Source organism: Jiangella gansuensis DSM 44835, assembly GCF_000515395.1.
GTDB lineage: Bacteria > Actinomycetota > Actinomycetes > Jiangellales > Jiangellaceae > Jiangella > Jiangella gansuensis.
This window is the reverse complement of sequence record NZ_KI911782.1, coordinates 1344100-1360801: the sequence shown is the minus strand read 5'-3', so window position 1 is coordinate 1360801 and position 16702 is coordinate 1344100. Positions and strand designations below refer to the sequence as shown.

The following is a 16702-nucleotide window of genomic DNA, read 5'->3' as shown; positions in this document are numbered from 1 at the left end:
GGTCCCTTCGCCTGGGCAGGTCGACGTTCGAGGTCGGCCGGTTCGCCGTCATGGCCATCGTCAACCGCACCCCCGACTCCTTCTACGACCAGGGCGCGACGTTCGCGTTCGAGCGCGCCTGGGACCGGGTCGAGCAGGTGGTCGCCGAGGGCGCCGACATCATCGACGTCGGCGGGGTCAAAGCAGGCGCGGGCGAACCGGTCAGCGAGGCCGAGGAGATCGCCCGCACCGGTGGCCTGGTCGCCGCCATCCGCGAGACGTATCCGCACGTCGCGGTCAGCGTCGACACGTTCCGCGCCGGCACCGCGGACGCGCTGTGCCGCGCCGGCGCGGACCTCGTCAACGACACCTGGGCCGGCTCGGACCCGGAGGTCGCCGCCGTCGCCGCGCAGCACGGCACCGGCCTGGTCTGCAGTCACACCGGCGGCATGCGGCCGCGGACCCTGCCGCATCGAGTGCGTTACGACGACGTGGTGGCCGACGTCGTCGCCAGCACCGTCGCGCTGGCCGAGCGGGCCGTCGGCCTGGGCGTGCCGCGCGAGAGCATCCTCATCGACCCGACCCACGACTTCGGCAAGAACACGTACCACTCACTGGAGCTGACCCGCCGCCTCGACGAACTGGTCGCGACGGACTGGCCGGTGCTGGTGAGCCTGTCGCGCAAGGACTTCGTCGGCGAGACGCTGGGCCTGCCGGTCGACGAGCGCCTGCCGGGGACGCTGGCCGCCACCGCCGTCTCCGCCTGGCACGGTGCCCGGGTGTTCCGGGTTCACGACGTCGCCGCCACCCGCCAGGTACTCGACATGGTCGCCGCCATCCAGGGGAACCGGCCCCCCATCGCGCCGCGGCGCGGGCTGACCTGAGGTACCTGAGCCACCCTTAGGCCCGGACGCCACTCGCTCAGGGCGACGTAAGGCCCCTCTCAGCAGCGAAGACGAGGCAGTCGCCGCATGTGGCGACCACCCCTTACGGACCAGACTCGTCAGTGTCGGAAGAACACGGGTTCACGAAAGAGGTCCGGTCATGAGCAGCGACTACATCGCTCAGATGATGCACGACGAGCGTGGGACGCAGCTGCGAGCCGAGGCAGCCGCCGACCGGCTGGCCCGGACCGCGCTGCGCGCCGCGAAGCGAACCGCCGCCGAGCGATCCACTACCCAGGCCACGCCGAAGCGGCCGTTCAGCCTGCTGCGGACGTCTCTTCGGCGGCAGCGAGGCCGCCACGCAGTGTGACAGCACACGTCCAGGAGGACCCGGCGCCGACGAGGCGCCGGGTCCTCTTGACGTTCCCCGTGTGTGGCCAGCGCCGTCCGCGTAGCAGGATGGACCCGTGAGGTCGGCAGCCACCAGTCCCGTCATGGTCGGTCGGACGGTCCAGCTCGTTCAGCTGCGGACCGCGTTCGACACCGCCGTCGACGGGGCCCCGGCCACCGTCCTGCTGGGCGGCGAGGCCGGTGTCGGCAAGACCAGGCTGGTCACCGAGTTCGCCGCCGACGCGGTCGCGCGGGGCGCCCGCGTCGTCGTCGGCCAATGTGTCGACGTCGCCGGAGACGGCCTGTCCTACGCACCGGTCGCCGGCGCGCTGCGTGACCTGGCCGCGCAGCTCGGCGCCGCTCGCCTGATGGAGGTCGCCGGACCCGGACGCTCCGCGCTCGCCGGCCTCCTGCCCGAGCTGGGCGTCGAACCCAACGACGTCGCCGCTGGTCAGGGCCGGCTGTTCGAGACCGTCACCGGCCTATTGGAACAGGCCGCGACCGACCAGCCGCTGGTGGTGATCATCGAGGACCTGCACTGGGCCGACAGGTCCACCCGCCAGCTGCTGCAGTTCGTCGTCCGGGCGCTGAACAGCGCTCGCGTCCTGCTGGTCGGCACCTATCGCACCGACGAGATGGTGCGCACGCACCCGCTGCGCACCCTGCTGGCCGAACTGGAGCGGATCCGGACGGTGCGCCGGGTCGAGGTGCCGCGGCTCACCGAGGAAGAGGTCGGCGAACAGCTGGCCGGGCTGATCGGCGAGACCCCCGACCGCGGCATCGTCCGACGCGTGCATGCCCGCAGCGAGGGCGTGCCGTTCCTGGTCGAGCAGCTGGCGGGGCTCGATGCCGGCGCCGACCTACCCGAGTCACTGCGTGACCTGCTGCTCGTCCGGGTCGAACGACTCTCCCCCGACGCCCAGCAGCTGGTCCGGCTGCTGGCCGTCGGCCGCACCCGCGTCGGCCACGATCTCCTCGCCGCCGTCGCCGACCGCGACGCCGACACTCTGGACGCAAGCCTGCGGGAGGCGGTCTCGGCGAACCTCCTGCGGGTCGACGGCGACGGCTACGCCTTCCGGCACGCTCTGGTACGCGAAGTCGTCCACGACGACCTGCTGCCGGGCGAGCACGCCCGGCTGCACTCCCGCTATGCCGCAACGCTGGAGGAGCGTGCGGCCTCCGGTGACCCTGCCGGCCGCGGGGTGATGGCCGAGGTCGCGCACCACTGGTCGTGCGCGCACGAGCAGGAGAAGTCGTTCGTCGCCTCGCTGCGCGCCGCCACCGAGGCCCGGGCCACCGCCGCGCACGCGGAGACGCAGCACAACCTGGAGCGGGCGCTGGAACTGTGGGACCGGATACGCGACCCTGAGCAGCAGGCCGGCGTCGACCATGTCGAGCTGCTGGCGCGGGCCGGTTCGGCCGCCAACAACGCCGGCGAGATGGAACGGGCTCTGGCGCTCGTCGACGCCGCGGTCGAGGAGGCGCAGGCCACCCCGAGCGTCGGCGCCCAGCGGCTGGCCAGGTTGCTGGCGTTCCAGGGCAACCTGCTCGGCGAGCTTGGCCGTCCCGGCGCCGGTGAGCTCATCCGGCGTGGGCTCGACCTCCTTCCCGCCGAACCGCCGACCCCCATGCGTGCCCGGCTGATGCAGAAGCTGGGAGCCAGGATGATGATGGAGGGGCGCCTCGAGGAGGCCGTCGAGGTGTCCCAACAGGCGCGGGCGCTGGCACAGGCCACAGGCGAGGCGGAGGCGGAGTTCCGCTCGCACGTCATCCTCGGGCCCTCGCAGGTGCAGCTCGGCCAGGTCGACGACGGTCTGGCAACCCTGCGGACCGCGGGTGAGCTGGCCGCCGGCAGGCCGGAATGGCTGGTCAACTACCACATCAACCTTTCCGACGCGCTCCATCTGCTGGGCCGCTACAGCGAGGCCGTCGACGTTGCCCGCTCCGGCATCGACCACACACGCCGGATCGGTCTGGTCCGCACGCTGGGCGCCATGCTCACCGGCAACACCATCGAGCCGCTACTGGCGTTGGGCGACTGGGATACAGCCGGCCGATTGATCGCGCGCGGCATCGAGCTCGACCCGCCGGGCCGGCACGGCTGGCAGATACTGCGGCTGCAGGCCTGGCTCGCCCTGTGGCGCGGCGACGTCGCGGCGGCCACGCGTACGGCCGACGAGATCCGCCACCGCGAAACCGGCCGCCACCCGGGTCCGCAGTATGTCCTGGCACTGGCGCAGACGTGGTCGGAGGTCGCCATCGTCCGGGGTGAGCCGGACCGAGCCTGGGCCGAGATCATCGCCGCCGTCGACGCGTCGCCGCGCCCCCAACCCGGTTACGACCTGCCGCTACTGGCGACGGCCGCCTGGGCGTTGGAGTTGCGCGGCGGCCTGGGAGACAACGGCGCCGTGGACGACGCCGCCCGGGCGGACGCCGCGGGGCTGCGTGCCCGGCTGGACGCGATCGGCGACTGGGGGCCGGCGGCGTTGTGGCGCGGTCTCGCCGACGCCCACCTGGCCGGGCTCGACGGTCCCGCCCCGGACGCGTGGACGCGGGTGCTGGACGAGGTCGACGCTGCCGGCGGACCGGCCCACCTGCGTCCGTACGCGGGATACCGACTGGCTCAGGCGCAGGTGACGCTCGGCGACCGGGAGGCAGCCGCGGCGACCCTGCGGCAGGCGGCCGACGACGCCGACCGGCTCGGCGCCGGGCTGGTGTCAGGCTGGATCGCCGACCTCGGCAGGCGGGCTCGGCTGGGGTCGCCCGCCACCGCCGGGCCGGACAGAGACGGCCCGCTCTCCGCGCTCACCGACCGCGAGCGCGAAGTACTCAGGCTGGTGGCGGCCGGGCGCAGCAACCGCCAGATCGGTGCAGAGCTGTTCATCAGCGCCAAGACCGCCAGCGTGCACGTGTCGAACATCCTGGCCAAACTGGGGGTGTCCGGACGCGGCGAGGCCGCCGCCGTCGCCCACCGAGCCGGCCTCGTCGACGCCGGCTGAACGCCGCTGCGTCACGGCGCCCAGTTCACCGTGGTAGCCCGGAAATGATCACATTCGGCATGGGTGTGCCCGCTCCACCAGGCAAGCATTCCTGGTGGACCAGGAAGACCCATGCCGAACGTGATCATTTCCGGGGCGTCACTCGAAGACGGTGTACGCGGTGACGGCCGGCGGTTCGACGTCCAGCGCACCGGGGTCGCCGGTCAGGAGCTCCTCGTAGCCGAGCAGCCGTCCCGAGTCGGGATCGATCAGCAGCACGTACCGGCGTTCGAGGCCGGAGTCGTCGCTATCCGTGCCGAACGCGACCGCCGCACGGCCGTGCCGGTCGGTGGTCTCGCCCAGAGCCATCACGTCGGGTTCGCGAGCCAGCATGGCCAGTGTGGCCGCCTGGACGTCCGCGGTGACGACCCGTTCGCCGTGCACCTCGCGGATGGCTTGGAACAGGGCCGCGGCGGGATCCTCCGCCTCCGGCCACACCGCCAGCAACTGCTCGCGCAGCCGCAGCGGGTCGGCGGCGAGCGGCTCCGGGTAGGCCGAAGGCAGCTCGCCCGCGGCGAACGTCTGGTCGACCAGTACCTCGCCGGGCTCGGTGGGGAAGTCGGATTCGTCCCATTCCTCGTTCGGGAACCGCGGCTGGCCGTGCTCCTCGCGCAGATGCACCGAGCCGTCCGCGCGGAACGTGCGCTCGCTGACGACCGGCACGACCGCCGACGTGACGACCTCCGAACCGGTCTCCGCGCCGCCGCTGAGGCTGATCACGGCGCCTTCGGCGGGGGCGTCCGCGGGGGCGCCGGCGGCCTCGCCGATGGTCGCCTCCGCACCCTCGCCGGCGTCCTGTGCCCCGCCGTCGACGGTGACGGCGAGCAGCCAACTCTCGGTGCGCACGGTCGCGTCTTCGGCCGGGACGCCCGGCTCGCTCGCTCTCGCGGCCAGTGCGCTGAGCTGCTGCCCGGCCGGCTGACCGACGCCCAGCTCCACGGCCAGGACCGGCGGGGTGGCGGCGTGGACGACCTCGCCACCAGGAGTGCCCGGGTCGGCGACCACGAACACCGCCGCGGCCGCCGCCGACGCCGCCACGATGCCCACCGCCGGCCAGAACACCTGGCGGACGCGCGTACTGCGCTGCCGGGCCGGCGCCACCCCGCGGGCGACGGTCTCCTCCAGCAGCCGCCGGATCGCGTCCTGCCGGTCGGGCGGGAGCTCGCGCCGCGGCGGCACGTCGAAGGCGAGGTCGGTACTCGTCGGACTCATCGGTGGCGCGCCCCCTCGGTTCTGGAGCCAGGTCGTGTCTCGGTACCGCGCGTCTTCGCGGCGGCGGCCTCGGTGAGCCGCTCCATGTGCGCGCGGGCACGGGCCAGCCGCGACCGCACGGTGCCGACGGGTATGCCCAGCGCGACGGCTGCTTCGGCATAGGTGCGCTCGCCCCAAACGCAGAGGGCGAGCACTTCCTGCTCCTGCTTGGGCAGCCGCCGGAACACCCGCAGGATCTGCTTCATCCGCCGCTCTGAATCCGTGGCGTCGGCGTCGTCCGCGTCGGCGCCGTCCGGGGAGGCGGCACCGTCGAGCGATCCGGCGCCGACGAGGACACCCTCCCGTGCCGTGCTTCCCGACGGGACGCCGTCCGCGTCGGTGGGCAGGCCGTCGGCGCCGGCGGACACGCCGTCGGGCTCGGCCGGGGCACCGTCCGGGCCGGGACGGACGTCGTCGTCGGCGCCGCCGGCGATCACCGCCGGTGGCAGCTTCGCCAGCAGCCGGCGGTGCCGCCGCACCGCCCGGGTACTGTTGCGAGCCACCTTGGAGGCGAGGCCGAGCAGCCAGGGAACGAACGTGCCGCCCTCGACGGTGACGTCCTCCCGCCGCCGCCAGGCCTCCAGGAACACCACCGAGGTGAGGTCCTCCGCCGTCTTCCAGCTGCCGGTGAGCCGGAAGCAGTAGTTGTAGACCACCGTGGAGTGCCGGGTGAACAGCTCACCGAACGCGGCGGGGTCGCCCCCGCGTGCCCGCGACCACAGATGGTCGTCGGGCGGTGCGTCCAGGGTGCTCATGATCGCTTCGTGTCCACCTGATGCCGGTCGGAGTGGTCTGTCGGTCCGCTCGGCTAGCGTTGCCGCCATGAGCCAGCCCTCGCCGATCGCCACCTGGCACGCACTCTGCCTGGACGCGAGTGACCAGCCCCGGCTTGCCGAGTTCTGGTCCGCGGCCATCGACCGCCGACCAGACCCTGTTGATCCTACGCACCTGGTGGGGGAAGCAGAAGCCGCACAGGTCTGGGTCGACGCCGTGCCCGAGCCGAAGACCGCGAAGAACAGGGTGCATCTGGACGTCGACGTCGGCGACATCGACGGCCTGCTGTCCATGGGGGCGCGGGTGCTGCGCGAGCCCGACGGCGACATTTCCTGGTACATCATGGCCGACCCGGGCGGAGGCGAGTTCTGCGCGTTCGTCCGGCCCGATCGGGCGTCGCTGCCCGGCCGGTTGTACGAAGTCGTCGTCGACTGCGCCGACCCGTACGCCCAGGCCGACTGGTGGGGCGAGCTGTTCGGGCTGGTCCCCGAGCGAGAGCCGAAGGAGCATTTCGCGGCACTGGAGGGTGGCGGCCGCCTGCCGTTCGACTATCTCTGCTTCGTCCCGGTCCCCGAGCCGAAGACGGTGAAGAACCGGGTGCACTGGGACGTCACGGTGGCCGACGTCGCGCTGCTCACCGAGCGGGGCGCCCGGGTGCTGCGCGAGCCGGACGACGACATCTCCTGGCACGTCATGGCCGACCCCGAGGGCAACGAGTTCTGCGCCTTCACCGCTCGCCCGTAGGCTCTCCCGCGTGGCACCACACCTCGATCTCGACCTGTCCGCGCCGGAACTCACAGCGGCCTTGTGCGACCTCGCCTCCCCCAGCGGTCAGGAGGGAGCGCTTGCCGACGCCGTCGAGTCCGCCCTGCGCTCGTTCCCCCACCTGACGGTCGACCGCGACGGTGATGCCGTCGTCGCCCGCACCACGCTGGGCCGGGCCTCGCGCGTCGTCGTCGCCGGGCACATCGACACCGTCCCGCCGGCCGGCAACCTGCCCACCAGGCTCGACGGCGGCACCCTGTGGGGCCGCGGCACCGTCGACATGAAGGGCGGCGTCGCGGTGGCGCTGCGGCTGGCCGCCCACCTCGCCGACCCGGCCAGCGACGTCACCTACGTCTTCTACGACAACGAAGAGGTCGAGGCCGAGCGCAACGGCCTCGGCCGGGTCGCCACCAACCGCCCCGACCTGCTTGCGGCCGACTTCGCGGTGCTCATGGAGCCCACCTCGGCTGCGGTCGAGGGCGGATGCAACGGCACCCTGCGGGTGGAGATCACCCTGAGCGGCACCGCCGCGCACAGCGCCCGCTGGTGGCGGGGCAGTAACGCCATCCACGCCGCCGCACCGGTGTTGCAGCGGCTGGCCGAGTACCAGCCGGCCACGGTCGACGTCGACGGCCTGGCCTACCGCGAAGGACTCAGCGCCGTGGGCATCACCGGCGGCATCGCCGGCAACATCATTCCGGACCGCTGTGTGGTCACCGTCAACTACCGGTTCGCGCCCAGCGCCACCGAGAAGGAGGCGTTCGAGCACGTCGCCGAGGTGTTCGACGGCTACGACCTACGGCTGGCCGACTCCGCGCCAGGCGCCCGGCCCGGCCTCGGCCGCCCGGTCGCGGCGGCGTTCGTGGCGGCCGTCGGCGGCGAACCCCAGGCCAAGGTGGGCTGGACCGACGTCGCCCGGTTCGACGCCCTCGGAGTGCCGGCGGTCAACTACGGTCCCGGCGACCCGCAACTCGCCCACGCCGACGACGAACGGGTCGACGTCGCCGAGATCGATCTGTGCGAGCAGCGCATGCGCACCTGGCTGCGCGGCTGACCAGCACCCCACTACCCTGGCCGCGTGACCCGACACGAGGAGTTCGACCGGCCGGAGTGGCCGGCCGACGGACACGCCCAGCCGCGGGCGGGCGAACAGCACAGCGGACCCGTCATCAAGCGAGGAGCCCAGTACGACGTGACCACCACCGACCAGCGGCTGCTCGACGAGGTGGGACCGTCCGACTGGGTGCACACCGACCCCTGGCGGGTGCTGCGCATCCAGTCCGAGTTCGTCGAGGGCTTCGGCGCACTGGCCGAGATCGGCCGGGCCATCAGCGTCTTCGGGTCCGCCCGCACCCGCCCGGACGACCCTCAGTACCAGCAGGCTGTCGACCTGGGCGGCCGGCTGGCCGACGCCGGCTACGCCGTCATCACCGGTGGTGGCCCGGGCATCATGGAAGCGGCCAACAAGGGTGCCCGCGACGCCAGCGGACTCTCCGTCGGGCTCGGCATCGAGCTGCCCTTCGAGCAGGGCATCAACGCCTACGTCGACCTCGGCGTGAACTTCCGCTACTTCTTCGCCCGCAAGACCATGTTCGTCAAGTACGCACAGGGGTTCGTGGTCTTTCCCGGCGGATATGGCACCCTCGACGAACTGTTCGAAGCCATGACATTGGTCCAGACCCACAAGGTGACCGCGTTTCCCATCATCCTGATCGGCACCGAGTACTGGAAGGGCCTTGTCGACTGGCTGCGTGACACGTTGGTCGCGGAGAAGAAGATCTCCGCCGTCGACATCGACCTGCTCACCGTCACAGACGACCTCGGCGAGGCCATGGACGTGCTGGCCAAGGCCGGGCAGGCCCGGAATTCGGCCGGTCGCGGCTGAACACCGACATTCCGGCGGCACTGATTCCGGCCGTCGTGACAACGCACATGCTTGCGCGTCACACCCTCCAGGCGGTAGACCAAGGCCACTGAATGGAGGCGTCACATGTCGGATGCACCCGCACAGATCACCGGTGAGCGGCCGAACCAGCCGAACGAACAGCCCAGTCTGAAAAGGGTCATGGGCCCCAGCCTGCTCCTGCTGTTCATCGTCGGGGACATTCTCGGCACCGGCGTCTACGCGCTCACCGGCCAGGTCGCCGCGGAGGTCGGCGGCGCGGCCTGGCTGCCGTTCCTGGTCGCGTTCCTCGTCGCCATCCTGACCGCGTTCAGCTACCTGGAGCTGGTGACGAAGTACCCCCAGGCCGCCGGTGCCGCGCTGTACACTCACAAGGCGTTCGGCATCCACTTCGTCACGTTCATCGTGGCGTTCACGGTCATGTGCTCGGGCATCACGTCCGCCTCCACCGCCTCGCGCGCGTTCGCCGCCAACCTGGCCGAGGCGTTCGACCTCGAGCTGAGCACCGGCGCCGGCATCACCATCGTCGCCGTGCTGTTCATGGTCCTCGTCGCGGCCGTCAACTTCCGCGGCGTCGGCGAGAGCGTCAAGGCCAACGTCGTGCTCACCTGCGTCGAGCTGAGCGGCCTGCTCATCATCATCATGATCGGCCTGTGGGCCATCGGCGGCGGCGACGCCGACATGTCCCGCGTCACCGAGTTCGACACGCAGGGCCAGGGCGTGTTCGGCGCGGTCACCGCCGCCACCGCGCTGGCGTTCTTCGCGATGGTCGGGTTCGAGGACTCGGTCAACATGGCCGAGGAGTGCAAGGAACCGGTGCGGATCTTCCCCAAGGTCATGCTCGCCGGCCTCGTCATCACCGGCACCATCTACGTGCTCGTGGCCATCTCCTCGGTCGCGCTCGTCCCGGTCGACCAACTCGGCGAGGGCGACACACCGTTGTTGCAGGTCGTCCAGGCCGGGGCGCCAGGCTTTCCGCTCGAGATCTTCGCGTTCATCACGATGTTCGCGGTCGCCAACTCGGCGCTGATCAACATGCTGATGGCCAGCCGGCTGGTCTACGGCATGAGTCGCGAACGCGTCCTGCCAGGCCCCCTCGGCCGGGTGCATCCAGGCCGGCGCACGCCATGGGTGGCGATCCTGTTCACCACCGCGCTCGCGCTCGCGCTGATCACGTTCGTCGGTGAGGTCCCGGCACTCGGCGGCACCACCTCGCTGCTGCTGCTGGCCGTGTTCGCGGTGGTCAACGTCGCAGTGCTGGTGCTGCGCCGCAACCCCGTCGAGCACAAGCACTTCCGCTCGCCCACGATCATCCCGATCATCGGCGCCATCACCTGCGCCTACCTCGCCACCCCGCTCGCCGGCCGCCCCGACGAGCAGTACCGCATCGCCGGCGTCCTGCTGGCCATCGGCGTGGCCCTCTGGGTGGTCACCTGGCAGGTCAACCGCCGGATGCAGCGCCCGCCCGGCGACCTGGGAGACCCGGAGAACCTGGGCGTCGGAGGCCCGGTCAACTGACACCCGCCGCCGTCGGCCATGATGGCGTTCTAATGCTCCACCAAGGTCTCTACCACCCCGACCGAGTTGATCTTGGAGTAGTCGCGGAATCAATCGGACATATCGCCCAGCATTGCTGCGGAAACTCCAAGATCAACCAGTCGGGGCCGAGAGAACCACCTCAGGTGCAGGTCCAGTAGCTCATCCGGTTGTCGTAACCCGAGCCCACATACGAACTGCTCGCACCGGGGTTCATCGTCCACAGCCGGGTGCCGCCCCGAGAGTCGTACGCGGCCACCTTCCTGGACGACGAACGGTTCGACCACGACGATGTCGCGTTGTCGAAACCGTACGAGCTGGCATAGCCCGAACACGTACTGGAGAACTGATACCGAGCGCCGTTGTAGCTCGACGACGTGTAGAAGCAGTAATAGCCCACCGGGCACGACGTCGAACTCCCACGCACCGCCAGATCCGACGGCCCATCCGCCAGCGCCGGGCCGGTCAGATCGGCCAAGCCCAGCTGCGCCACCACGTCCTCGCGCACACCGGCCCCGAGCCCCAACGGAGCCGCCGCATCCCCCGGATCCGGCCAGACGGCGACAACCTCACCGCCACCCCAGGTGATCGCGTTGTCCGACACCTGGACGCCGCCCGGCCACTGCTCGAGCGCCTCGGCCAACTCCGCGGCCAGCGGGCCGGTCGGCGCGGCTGGGTCGTGAGCCCCACCGGGCACCTCAGCTCGCGCCGCGGACGCACCCGCGGACACCGCCGTCACCGCGACCACCGCACCCGCCACCGCCGTCGCCAGGCTCGTCACCGTCCACCGTCGCGCCATCCAGTTCTCCCTCCACTCAACCATCACGTCGCCGCACGTCACCGCCGGCCTCGTCCCTCACCCGACCACTGCGTTCACTCACCTCGTCGCCGTTCCGTAGGCTGATCCCCATGACCGACGCGCGTTCGGCCTGGGGATTCGGGCTGGCAACAATCGCCACAGATGGAACGATCTTGGACGTTTGGTACCCATCTCCGGCGCTCGGCAAACCGCCGACGTACTCTGACGACGCCCTCGTCGAGCTGCGCGACCTCGAAGGAGAAGACCGCGACCGCGAGGTCCGGCAGGCCATCGTCGAGACCGAGGCACAGCTCGACAACCCGCCCACGGACGCCTACGACGCGTACCTCCGGCTCCACCTGCTGTCGCACCGCCTGGTGGCGCCGCGCGAACAGAACCTCGACGGCATCTTCGGCGTGCTCAGCAACGTCGTGTGGACCAACCACGGCCCGTGCCGGGTCGACGGGTTCGAGCGCACCCGGCTCCGGCTGCGGCGGCGCGGGCCGGTCACCGTCTACGGCATCGACAAGTTCCCCCGCATGGTCGACTACGTCGTGCCGTCCGGGGTGCGCATCGCCGACGCCGACCGGGTGCGGCTCGGCGCCCACCTGGCCGACGGCACCACCGTCATGCACGAGGGCTTCGTCAACTACAACGCCGGCACGCTCGGCAGCTCCATGGTCGAAGGGCGCATCTCCGCAGGCGTCGTCGTCGGCGACGGATCCGACGTGGGCGGCGGCGCCTCGATCATGGGGACGCTGTCCGGCGGCGGCAAGGAAACCATCACCGTGGGTTCCGGCTGCCTGATCGGGGCGAACGCCGGCATCGGCATCTCGCTCGGCGACGGCTGCATCGTCGAGGCCGGCTGCTACATCACGGCCGGCACCAAGGTCAGCCTGCCCGACGACCGCGTCGTGAAAGCCGCCGAGCTCTCCGGACGTGACGGCCTGCTGTTCCGCCGCAACAGCCTGACCGGTGCCGTCGAGGCACTGCCCCGCTCCGGAGCCTGGGGCGGCCTCAACGCGGCCCTGCACGCCAACTGACGCCGCGTCCCCCGCACACCGGAACCACCGGCCGAGTCGAAGACGTTCTCACTACCTCATGAGTCGCGCTGCCCGCCTGATGGCCACCCTCGGCACCCTCGTCGCCCTCGGCGGGTGCATCGCCGCGCTGCTCATCTGGTGGGTCGGCCGCGACGGCGGACCGTTCGGCACGCACGCGGAGTGCCGGGCCACCGTCGACGGCCGCACCGTCCAGCTGACACCGGAACAGGCCCGGCATGCGGCCACCATCGCCGCCGTCGGGGTGGAACGCGGCCTGCCCGCGCGCGCCGTCACCATCGCGCTTGCCACCGCGTACCAGGAATCCGACATCTACAACCTCAGCTACGGCGACCGCGACTCCCTGGGCCTGTTCCAGCAGCGGCCGTCACAGGGCTGGGGCACACCGGAGCAGATCCGCGACCCCGTCTACTCCGCCGGCGCCTTCTACGACGCCCTCGTCCAGGTACCCGACTACCGGGCCATGGAGGTCACGGTGGCCGCGCAGGAGGTCCAGCGCAGCGCCTTCCCCAACGCCTATGCCGACCACGAGGACGACGCCCGCATCCTGGCGTCCGCGCTGACCGGCAATTCCGAGGCGGCGTTCCACTGCCAGTTCTCCCCGGGCGATCACGCCACCCAAGCCGAAGGCGAAGACGGCCTCACCGACCGCGCCCGCGCCGTCCGCGATCAGCTGGTCACCACTTTCGGCGATCTCGACATCGGCGGGTTCCAGCCCGGCGGGGTCGACTCCGGGCACGTCGAGGGCTCGGCACACTACGACGGGCGCGCGCTCGACGTCATGCTCCGCCCGCACGACGACGCCGACGTCAACCGGCGCGGCTGGGCGCTGGCGCACTGGGTCACCGCCTTTGCCGACGACCTCGGCGTCGCCACCGTCATCTACGACGACAAGATATGGTCGGCGCGCCGGTCCGACGAAGGATGGCGCGACTACACGCACCCGTCAGGCAACACCGAGGACGTGACGCTGCGCCACCTGGACCACGTCCACATCGACGTCGTCGAAGGGTCATGACGCCACGATGCCGAGCAGCTCCGGCGGGGTGGTCGCCACCCCGCACACCCTGAGTGCGCGCGCCGGTGCCGAGATCCTGCAGGCCGGCGGCAACGCCGTCGACGCGGCCATCGCCGCCTGCGCCGTCCAAGGAGTCGTGGCGCCGGAGACGTGTGGCGTCGGCGGCGACCTGTTCGCACTGGTCCACCAGCCCGGGGCGGCGACGCCGCTCGCGCTCAACGCATCCGGCCGGGCCGGCGCGGGCGTCGACGCCGCGTCGCTGCGCGCGGCCGGCCACCGCGAGATCCCGCGCAGCCACCCCGGCGCCATCCCGGTGCCCGGCTGCGTCGACGGGTGGGTTGCACTGTCGTCACGGCTGGGCGCGCTGCCGCTGGCGAGCGTGCTCGCGCCCGCGATCCGGCTGGCTACGGACGGTTTCCCGGCCAGCGACGAACTGGTCCTGGCGTTCCAGGGCTCGCGGGAGCTGCTGGCTGACCAGGAGGCAGCCGCGCCGATGTTCGCCGCGACGTCGGTGGGGTCGCCCGTCGTCCGGGCGCAGTTGGCGCGGACGCTACGTGCCGTGGCCGACGGCGGCCGCGAGGCGTTCTACGGCGGCGCGGCCGGACGAGCGATCATCGACGCCGTCGGCGGCGTCATCACCGCCGACGATCTGCGACGCGACCAGGCCGACTGGGTCGAGGCCCTGTCGGTGGACGCGTGGGGCGCCACCGGGTGGACGGTGCCGCCGAACTCCCAGGGTTACCTCGGCATCGGCGCCTGCGTGGTCCTGGAACGCCTCGGCTGGGGCGCGGACCCCGCCGATCCGCGCGACTGGCACCTGATGATCGAGGCGCACCGGGCCCTGGCCGCCGAGCGCGACGGCGTCGTCGTCGACCCGTCGCTGGTCCCGGTGGACCTGCAGCGGCTGCTCGACCCAGCCCGCATGGACGCCGTCGCCGCGAGCGTCGACCCCGGTCGGGCGCGGGATCGTCACCCACCCGCCCTGGCCGCCGGCGGCACCGCGTACCTGTGCGTCCTGGACGCGTCCGGCCTCGGGGTCTCGCTCATCCAGTCCAACTTCTCCGGCCTCGGGTCCGGCGTCGGTGCCGGGGCGGCGGGTTTCCTGCTGCACGACCGCGGCCGCGGCTTCAACCTGGCCGCGGGGCATCCCGGGGAGCTGGCACCCGGCCGGCGGCCGATGCACACGCTGTCGCCGACGCTGTGGACCCGCGACGACGACCTCGCGCTGCTGCTCGGCACCCGCGGCGGTCACGTGCAGCCGCAGCTGATCCTGCAACTGGCCGCCTGGGTGCTCGGTGCTGGGCTCGACCCCGACGTGGCACAGGTCAGGGGCCGGTGGACGGTCGCGTTGCCGGCGCAGCGGCCAAGCGGGTCGCACGTGCGAGTGGAGCCGGACGTCCCCGCCCGAGTGGTCGACGGGCTGCGGCGGCTCGGCCACGAGGTCGAGCCCGTCGACGGGCCGCAGTCCGGCTGGGGACCGGTGTCGCTGATCCGGGTCGACGACGACGGGACGAGGCTGTCCGCGCGCGACCCCCGGGTGGAGACCACGGCGGTGATTACGGCATGACCCAAGCGGCGGACCGTCCGGCTACGGTGGAGGGATCATGAGCAGCACGTCCCCGCCGCCTCCGCCGCCGTCCACGCCGTCGTCGTCTACGCCGCCAGCCGCGCCGTCGCCGGGCGGGTCCGGCACCACGGTGTGGAAGGTGGCCACGGCGCTCGCGCTCGCCGTCGGGCTCATCCTGGCCGGCGTGGTGTACCTGCTCATGGATCGCCAGGTCGACGACCTGCGGGCCGAACGCGACGCCGCACGCGACGAGCTGGCCGCGGCGCGGGAGGAGTCGTCGGGCACCGGCGGCCTGGAGGACCTGCTCGGCGGCTTCGGCGGCCTCGAGGACCTGCTCGGCGGCGACGGCTCCGGGCTCGAGGACCTGCTCGGCGGCATGGAGGGCATGGGCGACCTCGACCCCATCCTGTTCCAGTGCCTCGGCAGCGGCGGCCTCGGGTTCGGTGGCGACGGTGGTTCCATCCCCGACGCCGACGTCGAGACCCAGGTGGCCGCGATCCAGCAGATCGTCGCCGAGGAGCGTGGGCTGCCGGCCACCGACGGGCTCGACATCGAGTTCGTCAGCATCGACGAGGTCCAGCGCCGCGCCGTCGAGCTGACCTCGGAAGAGCTCGACGCCGAGCAGGCCGCGGTCGACTCCCGGCTGCTGGCCGCGCTGGGCGCCGTCGAACCCGGTACCGACCTCGTCCAGTCCCAGCTCGACGCGCTCGACGCCGGCGTCGGCGGCTTCTACGACCCCGAGACTCAGGAGCTGGTCATCGGCTCGGAGGAGATGGACGCGCTCGGCACGTTCGTCACCGCGCACGAGCTGGTGCACGCCCAGGCCGACGCGGCGCTCGGGCTGCCCGATCAGGAGGCCATCGCGGCCGAGTCCGGGTCCGACGCCGCCTATGCCGCGCTCAACGCCATCGAGGGCGACGCCTCGCTGTACAGCCAGCAGTTCATCGGCGCCCACCTGCCGCTGGACCAGCTGCTCTCGCTGCAGACGCAGTCCGGGCAGACCACCGCCGACCTCGACGAGCTGCCGCACTTCGTCGCCCGGCAGCTGGAGTTCCCCTACGTCGAGGGCATGACCTTCAGCTGCGACGTCTTCCTCGACGGCGGCTGGGAGGCCATCGACGCCACCTACGCCACGCTGCCGACCACCACCGCGCAGATCCTGTTCCCCGACCGCTACCGCGACGGCGAAGCGGCGCTCGACGTGCGCGACCCCGCCGGCCCGGCCGGGTGGGACATGCCGCGCACCGACACCTTCGGCGCCGCTGACCTGCTGTTCCTCCTCGAAGCCCCCGGCGACGACGAGGACGCGGCACTCTCCGACCCCCGCGACCGGGTGGCGGCCTGGGCCGGTGGCGAGGTCACCGTGTGGGGCCAGGGCGAACAGACCGCACTGACCCTCGTGCTGGCCGACCGCGGCGGCGCCACCCCGCTGTGCGAGACCATCACCGACTTCTACGCCGCCGCCTTCCCCGACGCGACGGCTTCAGGGTCGGCCGACCAAGCCGGCGGCACCACGTTCGCCGGAGCGGAGCAGTCCGCCGTCGTCACCTGTACGGGCGACGAGGTGACGCTGGGCATCGGCCCGGACGCCCAGACCGCCGCGGCCGCCGCCTCATAACCAGTCCCCCAAATGATCTGTGAGTGTCGTATCGGTGCTCCGGGTGGGAGTGCTGCCAGGCTCGGTGTCGGTCATCTGGTGTGACTCGCAAATGATCTGGCCGTCTGTGGGCGTGCCCT

The 16702-nt window shown here is 72.0% G+C and carries 14 protein-coding genes; 11 read left to right on the top strand and 3 right to left on the bottom strand.

Features of this window, described 5'->3' with window-relative positions; genetic code table 11:
• Window positions 1–50: 50 nt before the first annotated feature.
• From folP to JIAGA_RS35890, 3 genes are all read left to right on the top strand, one after another.
• Window positions 51–863, top strand: a complete 813-nt coding sequence (gene folP / locus JIAGA_RS0106685) for a dihydropteroate synthase (protein WP_051426602.1) — start codon at window positions 51–53, stop codon at window positions 861–863.
• Window positions 864–1023: 160 nt separating this feature from the next.
• On the top strand, window positions 1024–1233 hold the full coding sequence (locus JIAGA_RS28000; RefSeq protein WP_051425797.1) for a hypothetical protein: 210 nt from the start codon (window positions 1024–1026) through the stop codon (window positions 1231–1233).
• A gap of 124 nt (window positions 1234–1357) precedes the next feature.
• Entirely contained in the window at window positions 1358–4252 is a 2895-nt protein-coding gene (locus JIAGA_RS35890; protein WP_051425796.1) for a helix-turn-helix transcriptional regulator, read from the top strand.
• A 138-nt stretch (window positions 4253–4390) separates the two neighbouring features.
• Here JIAGA_RS35890 and JIAGA_RS32830 read toward each other — a convergent pair whose 3' ends face one another.
• Together JIAGA_RS32830 and JIAGA_RS27990 are read right to left on the bottom strand one after the other, a co-directional pair.
• Window positions 4391–5503: a hypothetical protein gene (locus JIAGA_RS32830; RefSeq protein WP_051425795.1), complete on the bottom strand. Its 1113-nt coding sequence runs from the start codon at window positions 5501–5503 to the stop codon at window positions 4391–4393.
• Window positions 5500–6297, bottom strand: coding sequence for an RNA polymerase sigma factor (locus tag JIAGA_RS27990; protein ID WP_051425794.1), 798 nt, complete (start codon window positions 6295–6297; stop codon window positions 5500–5502). The genes JIAGA_RS32830 and JIAGA_RS27990 overlap by 4 nt, the downstream gene beginning before the upstream one ends.
• Before the next feature lie 67 nt (window positions 6298–6364).
• Between JIAGA_RS27990 and JIAGA_RS34915 the strand changes: the two genes are divergently transcribed.
• The 4 genes from JIAGA_RS34915 (at window position 6365) to JIAGA_RS0106645 (ending at window position 10502) form a co-directional block, all read left to right on the top strand.
• The gene (locus JIAGA_RS34915; protein ID WP_026875069.1) at window positions 6365–7060 is read left to right on the top strand and encodes a VOC family protein; all 696 of its coding nucleotides are present in this window, start codon (window positions 6365–6367) and stop codon (window positions 7058–7060) included.
• A gap of 10 nt (window positions 7061–7070) precedes the next feature.
• Window positions 7071–8135 carry a succinyl-diaminopimelate desuccinylase gene (dapE, locus tag JIAGA_RS0106655; RefSeq protein ID WP_035812184.1) on the top strand — a complete coding sequence of 355 codons (1065 nt, stop codon included), beginning with the start codon at window positions 7071–7073 and terminating at the stop codon, window positions 8133–8135.
• Window positions 8136–8249: 114 nt separating this feature from the next.
• Complete coding sequence (locus JIAGA_RS0106650; RefSeq protein WP_026875067.1) at window positions 8250–8966, top strand: TIGR00730 family Rossman fold protein; 717 nt, start codon at window positions 8250–8252, stop codon at window positions 8964–8966.
• Between the two features lie 105 nt (window positions 8967–9071).
• Window positions 9072–10502, top strand: coding sequence for an APC family permease (locus JIAGA_RS0106645; protein WP_051425792.1), 1431 nt, complete (start codon window positions 9072–9074; stop codon window positions 10500–10502).
• 160 nt (window positions 10503–10662) lie between these two features.
• Here JIAGA_RS0106645 and JIAGA_RS0106640 read toward each other — a convergent pair whose 3' ends face one another.
• Window positions 10663–11319 carry a peptidase inhibitor family I36 protein gene (locus JIAGA_RS0106640; protein WP_169738827.1) on the bottom strand — a complete coding sequence of 219 codons (657 nt, stop codon included), beginning with the start codon at window positions 11317–11319 and terminating at the stop codon, window positions 10663–10665.
• A 110-nt stretch (window positions 11320–11429) separates the two neighbouring features.
• On the opposite strand from JIAGA_RS0106640, the gene dapD reads away from it, so the two are divergent.
• From dapD to JIAGA_RS0106615, 4 genes are read left to right on the top strand one after another with little or no spacing between them, the layout of a single operon-like run.
• On the top strand, window positions 11430–12362 hold the full coding sequence (gene dapD, locus JIAGA_RS0106635) for a 2,3,4,5-tetrahydropyridine-2,6-dicarboxylate N-succinyltransferase (protein ID WP_026875064.1): 933 nt from the start codon (window positions 11430–11432) through the stop codon (window positions 12360–12362).
• 58 nt (window positions 12363–12420) lie between these two features.
• Entirely contained in the window at window positions 12421–13398 is a 978-nt protein-coding gene (locus tag JIAGA_RS0106630) for a VldE C-terminal domain-containing protein (protein WP_084469520.1), read from the top strand.
• Window positions 13399–13405: 7 nt separating this feature from the next.
• The gene (locus JIAGA_RS0106625) at window positions 13406–14965 is read left to right on the top strand and encodes a gamma-glutamyltransferase family protein (protein ID WP_026875062.1); all 1560 of its coding nucleotides are present in this window, start codon (window positions 13406–13408) and stop codon (window positions 14963–14965) included.
• Between the two features lie 37 nt (window positions 14966–15002).
• Window positions 15003–16583 carry a hypothetical protein gene (locus JIAGA_RS0106615; RefSeq protein ID WP_157552813.1) on the top strand — a complete coding sequence of 527 codons (1581 nt, stop codon included), beginning with the start codon at window positions 15003–15005 and terminating at the stop codon, window positions 16581–16583.
• The last annotated feature ends 119 nt before the right edge of the window (window positions 16584–16702 follow it).